Genomic DNA, 7,130 nt, shown 5'->3' with positions numbered 1-7,130 from the left:
CCGTGATCGCCCGCTTTGCCCAGGCGACCCGTCCGGCGATCCGCCCGCTGCCGGATGCCGAGACCCGGTTCCTGGCCGACCTCGTCGCCCGCCGCCGCCAGATCGTGGCGATGATCGGGGCCGAGCGCCAGCGCGAGACGAGCGCGCCGGCGCGCGTTCAGACCAGCATCCGGCGCTTGGTCAAGGCGCTGGAGAAGGAACTGGCCAGCGTGGACGCCGACATCGACGGGGCGGTGCGCGGCTCGCCCGCCTGGCGCGCGAAGGAGGACCTCCTCGTCTCCGTGCCGGGCGTCGGACCCACCATCGCCCGCACCCTGCTGGCCGAGATGCCCGAGCTCGGCGTCCTCGACCGCCGCCAGATCGCGGCGCTCACCGGCCTCGCTCCCTTCACGCGCCAGTCCGGCCAATGGCGCGGCAAGAGCTTCATCGCCGGCGGACGGGCCAGTGTGCGCTCGGCCCTGTTCATGGGCGCTCTGGTGGCCACGCGTCACAACCCCACCCTCAAGGCCTTCCGCGACAGGCTCGTGGCGGCCGGCAAGCCCAAGATGGTCGCCCTCATCGCAACGGCCCGAAAGCTCCTCACCATCCTCAACGCCATCCTCCGGAGCAGCACGCCATGGCAGCCACAAAGCGCTTGACCGCAAAGACAGTCGCTCACCCCAACCCTCTCCCGCACGGGAGAGGGGGTCCGTCGCGTCGAACCGGACCGGGGCTGCCGATTTTCCAGCCCGTTGCAACGCGATCGGGCGCGGCTCTAGCGCTCGCTCGGCTGGATGCCGGCGTCTCACCTTCAGCGCAGGTCCTCGTGCCAGGTGCGGCCGTCGCGCTCGATCAGCGCGATGGCGGCGGTGGGGCCCCAGCTGCCGGCGGCGTAGGGGCGCGGGGCCTCGGGGCGGTCGGCCCAGGCCTTGAGGAGCGAATCCGCCCAGGCCCAGGCGACCTCGACCTCGTCGCGGCGCATGAACAGGGTCGGGTTGCCCCGCACCACGTCCATTAGCAGGCGCTCATAGGCGTCCGGGTAGCGCTGCTTGAAGGTCTCCTCGAAGGAGATGTCGAGATTGGTCGGGCGCAGGCGCATGCCGCCGGGGCCGGGATCCTTCGTCATCACCTCGAGCTTCATGCCCTCCTGGGGCTGCAGCCGGATGACGAGGCGGTTCGGCTCGCGCCCGAAGGCTTCCTCGGGGAAGATCGAGAAGGGCGAGGCGCGGAACTGCACCACGATCTCGGACATCTTGGCGGGCAGGCGCTTGCCGGTGCGCAGGTAGAACGGCACCCCGGCCCAGCGCCAGGACTGAACTTCGAGCTTCAGGGCCACGAAGGTCTCGGTGCGGCTCTGGGAGCCGGGCCCGAGATCGGTGAGGTAGCCCTCGACCGGCTTCCCCTCGACGGCGCCCGCCGCGTATTGCCCGCGCACGGTGACGTGCTGCACGTCCGCCGGGGTGATGGGCTTGAGGGCGCGCAGCACCTTCAGCTTCTCGTCGCGCACGGAATTGGCGTCGAGGTTGAGGGGGCTCTCCATCGCGGTGAGGCAGAGGAGCTGCAGGATGTGGTTCTGCACCATGTCGCGGAGCGCGCCGGAGGTGTCGTAATAGCCGGCCCGGCCCTCGACCCCGACGGTCTCGCCGACCGTGATCTGGACGTGGTCGATCACGTCCGCGGTCCACAGGCGCTCGAAGATGGTGTTGGCGAAGCGCAGGGCCAGCAGGTTCTGGACCGTCTCCTTGCCGAGGTAATGGTCGATGCGGAAGATCTGCTCCTCGGGGAAGACCTCGCCGACCGCGTCGTTGATGGCGCGGGCCGATTTCAGGTCCTTGCCGATGGGCTTCTCGAGCACGACGCGGCTCTTCTCGCCGATGAGGCCGTGCTTGGCGAGGTTCCGGCAGATCGCCCCGTAGAGGTCGGGCGAGGTGGCGAGGTAATAGGGACGCACCTGATCGGGCCGCTCGGCGAGCTTGGCGGCGAGAGGCTCCCAGCCATCCTCGCCCGCGCCGTCCACCGCGACGTAGTCGAGATGGTCGAGGAAGGCGGTCAGCGCCTCCTCGCTGAGGTCGTGGCCCGGCACGAAGCGCTTGAGAGCGTCGCGGGCCCGCTCCCGGAAGGCGTCGAGGCTGATCTCGGAGCGCGAGGCGCCGATGATGCGGCTCGTCGGCGGGATCTGCCCGTCCTTGTAGCGGTAGTACAGGGCCGGCAGGAGCTTGCGGGTCGTGAGGTCTCCCGTGGCGCCGAAGACGACGCAGTCGAAGGAGGCGACGGGGATGATGGTGGCCAAGGGCGGCTCCCGTGTGACTGACGGCCTCGAAGGGTCCCGAGCGTGATGGTCCGGGATGCCGGCGCGAAGCGGATGGTCCGGGATGCCGGCGCGAAGCGCCAGCGGCTCCCTGCGTCCGGCTTATACCCCTCGCAAGACCTTCGCCAGACGAGGGGCCATCACGACCCCGCGGCGGGGTGGAAGCGCGGCAGGGCGCGCCCGGCGGCCTCAGCCCTTCCTGTACAGCCTTACCCCTCCATGTGGCGCCGGAACGCCTCGGCGTAATCCGGGTGCCAGCGCGACAGGGCCGGGCGGTTCTCGATGATGTCGCCGGCCGCCCAGGCGATGCGCTTCTCGTCCTGCGCCCGCGTCGTCTCGTTGTCGGGGCAGAGGATGTAGAAATCGCCCCGGTCGAGGCCGGCCAGGAGGAAATCCACCGTCTCCTCCGGCGTCCAGGCGCCCGCCGGCTTCTCGGCGACGCCGCGGGCCTTGGCGAGCCCCGTATAGACGAAGCCCGGGATCAGGAGATGGGCGCTGAGCCGGCCCGGCGCCTGCTCGCGCAAGGCGTGCGCCAGGGCCTCGGTGGCGGCTTTCACGCCCGCCTTCGAGACGTTGTAGGGCGCGTTGCCGGGGGGCGTGGTGATGCCCTGCTTCGAGCCCGTGACGATGACGGCGCCGGGCTTCTCCCCCGCGATCATGCCGGGCACGAAGGCGCTGAACCCGTTCACCACGCCCCAGAGGTTGGTGTCGAGGATGCGGTGCCAGGTCGCGAGGTCCGAGAAGATCCGGCCGCCGCTCGCGGTCCCGGCATTGAGCATCAGGATCGCCGGGCTGCCGCCATGGGCCAGCACCGCGTCGCGCAGGGCCTCCATGGCCTGCGCCTGCCCGACATCGGCCGGCACCGCCCGCACCTCGACGGCGGCGAGCGCCGCGACCTCGGCGCGGGCCGCCTCGAGGGCGTCGCCGGGCAGGTCCGCGAGCCAGACATTCATGCCCTTGCGGGCAAACGCCTTGGCGGCGGCGAGCCCGATGCCGCTCGCCGCCCCGGTCACGACGGCCGTCCGGCCGGGACTGATCGCGGGATGCTCGGCCATGGCGTGTCTCTCCTCGGGGGCTGCCGGCATCAGGGTGGGGCGGGCGCCCCGATTGTCGAGGGGGCGCTCACGGGATCACGCGCTCGGCCCGCAGCCGCGCGAACAGGTCGAAGAAGCTGTCGTCGCTCGGCTGGTAGGCGGTGAAGCCGAGGCGGCGGCTGCGGCCCATATCGGTGACGACCTCGATCGGGCGCCCGAGATCGGCATCCGTGTGCCAGGCCGAGGCGAGGCGCCCGAGATCGGGCTCGACCAGACCCTCGCGCCGGGCGATCCCGGTCCAGAGCGGGCCGTCGTCGGCCATCTGGGCTTCGAGCGGGCTCGCCTCACCCGGATAGGGCGCGGGCTCGAGGCCGAACCAGGCCGCGATCTGGCCCCACATCCAGCTCCAGCGGAAGACGTCGCCGTTGACGACGTTGAAGGCGTGATCGCGGGCGGCGGGCGTCGTCGCGGCCCAGGCGAGGTGCTGGGCGAGCAGGCGCGCGTCGGTCACGTCGGTCAGCCCGTTCCATTGCTGGGGCGAGCCCGGGAACAGGAAGGGCCGGCCGGTCTCGCGGCAGAGCGTGGCGTAGGCCGCCAGCGTCACGCCCATGTTCATGGCGTTGCCGAGCGCGAAGCCCACGATGGTGTGGGGCCGGTGCACGCTCCAGGAGAAGCCGCGCCGCTCGGCGGCGGCGAAGACCGCATCCTCCTGCACGTAGTAGAAATTCGCGATGGGGAGCCGCGCCTGGTCCTCCCGGAAGGGCGTCTGGGGCAGGCTGCCCTGCCCGTAGGCCTCGAAGGGGCCGAGATAGTGCTTGAGGCCGGTGACCAGGGCGACGTGCTCCAGGGGCGCGTGGCCGAGGGCATCGAGGAGGTTGCGCACCATCGCTCCGTTGACGGCGCAGTTCTCGGCTTCCGTCGCCTGCCGCATCCAGGTGGTGATGAAGACGTGGGTCGGCCGGTGCTCGGCGAGCGCCGCCGCGAGGGCGGCCGGATCGGTCAGGTCCGCCGCGACCGGGGTGACGCCCTCCAGCGCGACCGGGCGCCGGGCGAGGCCGAGGACGCGCCAGCCCTGCGCCACGAGGTGGCGGGCGAGGTTGTTGCCGACGATGCCGCTCGCGCCGGCGATGAGGGCAGTGCCTGTCGTCATGATTCGCTCTCCGGTTGTGGAGCGCGAGATGGCCATGCGGGGCGGGAGATCCAAGCGCCCGCCGCGGGATCGGGGCCGGCGGCCCTCGCCGCGGCGGCGGCCGCGTGCTTAACTGGCGGGGCATCCGCGGGGGATCGTCGTCAGCCGTGCGCCTCATGAAACCGACCCGCCGCGCCCTCCTGGCGGGCGCGGCCTCGATCCTCTGCGCGCCGGGCGCGGGCGCCAAGCCTTCCGGGTCCGCCAAGCCGTCCGGGTTCGGTCCGGTCGGCCCCCCGTCCTGGGTGCCCGACAGCCTGCAGGCGGCGGCCGCCCGCACGGGCCTGACCTACGGGGCCGAGGTGCCCGATTACCGGCTGGACCTGCCCGCCTACCGGCGCGCCGTCGCGCGCGAATGCGGCATGCTCGTCTGCGGCACGGCCATGAAGATGGTGGTGGTGCTGGCCAAGCCCGGCCTCGAGGATTTCGGGCCGGGCGACGCGACGATGCGCTTCGCCCGCGCCAACGGCCAGCGCATGCGGGGCCATACGCTCGTCTGGCACGACGCCCTGCCGGACTGGGTGCAGCCCCTCCTCGCCCGCAGCAGCCCCGCCCAGGCCGAGGCCTTCCTGCGGCGCTGGATCGGGGCGGCGGCCGGGCATTGGCGCGGCCAGATCGAGTCCTGGGACGTGGTCAACGAGGTGCTGGCCATCGGCGAGGTGCGCCGCCCGGACGGCCTGCGCGAGACGCCCTGGCTCGCCGCACTCGGGCCCGGCTACATCGACCTCGCCTTCCACATCCTGCACGAGGTCGATCCCGCGGCCGCCGGCACCTGGAACGAGGACGCGGTGGAGCAGGACGTGCCCTGGATGGAGGCGCGCCGCACCCTGGTGCTGCGCCGGCTCGAGGGCATGCTCGCCCGCGGCGTGCCGATCCGCCGGTTCGGCCTGCAATCCCACCTCACCAGCACGCTGCCGATCGACCAGGAGCGCCTGCGCCGGTTCCTCGCCGAGATCGGCGGCCTCGGCCTCGCCATCGAGATCACCGAGCTCGATTTCGACGACCGCGCCTTCCCGGCCGACATCGCCGCGCGCGACCGGGGCGTGACCGACATGGCGCGGCGCTACCTCGACGTGGTCTGCGCCGAGAAGGCCGTGCTCAACGTGATGACCTGGGACATCTACGACCCCGACACCTGGCTCAACGACCATCCCAACCGCAAGCGGCCGGACGGGCTGCCCCAGCGCGCCCTGCCCCTCGACGCGGATTTCGCCCGCAAGCCCCTCTGGCACACCTTCCACAAGGCGTTCCGCGACGCGCCCGACCACAAGGCGCACCGGGACCGGCTCAGGCGCGGGTGAGCGGCGGCGCGACCCCGGGGCCGGCCCGCGCGCCGTCCGCGAGGCTCGGCTCGGGCGGGCGCGCCCCGTCATCGAGGAGGCTGCGGCGCAGCCGGGCGCAGGGGCGCTCGACGGCGGCGTGGATGAGGGCCGCGTAGGCGAGTGTCAGGATGAAGCTCGCCGCCATGGTGGCGAGCCGCCCGAGGCCCGGCGCCAGATGCGCGACGACGTCGAACACGCTCGCGTGGACGAGGTAGAAGCTGTAGGAATAGAGGCCGAGCCGGCGCATCGGGGCGGCGGCGAAAATCCGCACCACCGGGCCGCGCCCCTGCAGGATCCAGGCGAAGAGCACGAAAAGGGCCGCGCTCTGCAGGGTGTAGCGCAGGCTCTGCCGGAAGGCCTCGTCGCGCACCAGGAGCGTGCCGAGGATGACCGCGACGGCCGCCGCGACCTGCCAGGGCCGGGGCGCCCAGACGCGGCCCCCCGGCCCTGGGCAGACCGGGTTTTGCCATAGGCCGAGGCAGCATCCGAACAGGATCGCGTCGATGCGGGTGTGGGTCCAGCTGTAGTTCAGGCTGTAATCGGGAAGCCGCCAGACGTTGAGGCCGCGCAGGCCGAGCACGATCGCGCAGAGGCCGAGGCAGATCAGCGCCGCCCGGCCCGGCGACCGGCGCCCGAGCCAGAGCGCGTAGGCGAGCGGGAAGACGAGGTAGAAATGCTCCTCGATGGCGAGGCTCCAGAGCGGCACGGGCAGGACCTGCTCGGTGCCCCACAGGGCCGGGTAGTTCGTCAGGAAGGTCGCCTGGCCGATCACCGCCGCGGCATCCACCCGCCGGTCCATCAGCCCCAGCGCGTAGAGGGCGCCGGAGAGGAGGAGCGTCAGGTACATCGGCGGAAGGATGCGCAGGGTGCGGCGCAGGTAGAAGGCCGGGAGGCTGACGCGCCCGGTCCGCGCCCGCTCGATGCGCAGCAGGGTGGTGATGAGATAGCCGCTGAGGAAGAAGAAGATCGTGACCCCGAAGCCGCCCGGCACCACGTGGCTGAAGCCCGCATGGGCCACGAACACGATGAGGGCCGCCACCGCCCGCACGCCGTCGAGCTGCGGCAGGTAGGGCATCGCGGCCGGGATCCCGGGGGCCTCCGGGCCGCCGCTGCTCAACGCCATCACGTCCCCCGATCCGCCTCCGTCCCGTACCGGACGCAGGGCCCCCATCCGCCCGCGCATGTGGCCCGGTCCGGCCCCGGAATGAAATCACCAATCCGCCTGTAGCGCCCAGACAACTTGCCGCTAGGGTGAACGGCCGCGCCCGCGGGAGCGGATTGGTAACCATCGCGTCCCATCA

At 72.2% G+C, this 7,130-nt stretch carries 6 protein-coding genes; 2 read left to right on the top strand and 4 right to left on the bottom strand.

The window, feature by feature from the left end; all coding sequences use genetic code 11:
* On the top strand, positions 1-638 hold a 638-nt coding region (locus tag F6X53_RS12440), incomplete at its 5' end, for a transposase (RefSeq protein WP_151000333.1).
* Between the two features lie 152 nt (positions 639-790).
* Here the strand turns inward: F6X53_RS12440 and zwf are convergent.
* From zwf to F6X53_RS12425, 3 genes are all read right to left on the bottom strand, one after another.
* Positions 791-2,269: a glucose-6-phosphate dehydrogenase gene (gene zwf / locus F6X53_RS12435; RefSeq protein ID WP_151000332.1), complete on the bottom strand. Its 1,479-nt coding sequence runs from the start codon at positions 2,267-2,269 to the stop codon at positions 791-793.
* A gap of 227 nt (positions 2,270-2,496) precedes the next feature.
* On the bottom strand, positions 2,497-3,342 hold the full coding sequence (locus F6X53_RS12430) for an SDR family NAD(P)-dependent oxidoreductase (protein WP_151000331.1): 846 nt from the start codon (positions 3,340-3,342) through the stop codon (positions 2,497-2,499).
* A 67-nt stretch (positions 3,343-3,409) separates the two neighbouring features.
* Positions 3,410-4,471, bottom strand: coding sequence for an SDR family oxidoreductase (locus tag F6X53_RS12425; protein ID WP_151000330.1), 1,062 nt, complete (start codon positions 4,469-4,471; stop codon positions 3,410-3,412).
* Between the two features lie 155 nt (positions 4,472-4,626).
* Here F6X53_RS12425 and F6X53_RS12420 point away from each other — a divergent pair, with 155 nt between their 5' ends.
* Entirely contained in the window at positions 4,627-5,808 is a 1,182-nt protein-coding gene (locus F6X53_RS12420) for an endo-1,4-beta-xylanase (RefSeq protein ID WP_151000329.1), read from the top strand.
* On the opposite strand, the gene F6X53_RS12415 is transcribed toward F6X53_RS12420, so the two are convergent.
* A complete protein-coding gene (locus F6X53_RS12415; protein WP_151000328.1) occupies positions 5,795-6,952 on the bottom strand; it encodes an acyltransferase family protein in 1,158 nt (385 codons plus the stop codon). The two genes, F6X53_RS12420 and F6X53_RS12415, sit on opposite strands and share 14 nt — an antisense overlap.
* Positions 6,953-7,130: the final 178 nt, after the last annotated feature.

Source organism: Methylobacterium soli (assembly GCF_008806385.1).
Classification (GTDB): Bacteria; Pseudomonadota; Alphaproteobacteria; order Rhizobiales; family Beijerinckiaceae; genus Methylobacterium; species Methylobacterium soli.
Note: the sequence above shows the minus strand (reverse complement) of the source record. Positions and strands in the feature narration are given on the sequence as shown.